The organism is Pseudoalteromonas luteoviolacea (assembly GCF_001696455.1).
In the GTDB taxonomy this organism is placed as follows: Bacteria; Pseudomonadota; Gammaproteobacteria; order Enterobacterales; family Alteromonadaceae; genus Pseudoalteromonas; species Pseudoalteromonas luteoviolacea_C.
In genome coordinates, this window is record NZ_MAUJ01000057.1 from 1 (window position 1) to 410 (window position 410).

Here is a 410-nt window from a genome sequence, read left to right on the forward strand (position 1 = left end):
GCATTTCTGCAACGGGTTTCTCTAATTGGGCCCTGGCAATGTCCTACTTTCACATGGGAAACCCCACACTATCATCGGCGCTATTTCGTTTCACTACTGAGTTCGGCATGGGATCAGGTGGTTCCAAAATGCTATGTTCACCAGGAAATTCTTTTCGTGCAAATGGTTAATGACGTCTTTTCGTCATTTCATTTGCGCAAGGTGAATTGATTTCTCATAAGAGCTTATCTATTCACAATGCTAAAAATCTGGAAGCGTAATTAAATTCTTATCGTCTACTTTCGTTCTTAACTTCTAACAAATAAAACCACTTTGGCGTTGTATGGTTAAGCCTCACGGGTAATTAGTACGAGTTAGCTCAATGCCTCACAGCACTTCCACATCTCGCCTATCAACGTTGTAGTCTTCAA

At 41.2% G+C, this 410-nt stretch carries 2 rRNA genes; both read right to left on the bottom strand.

The features are described from left to right. Nucleotides 1-30: 30 nt before the first annotated feature. Nucleotides 31-145 (bottom strand): 5S ribosomal RNA (gene rrf, locus A7985_RS25480). A 177-nt stretch (nucleotides 146-322) separates the two neighbouring features. Next, nucleotides 323-410, bottom strand: a 23S ribosomal RNA gene (locus A7985_RS25485); the annotation flags it as partial.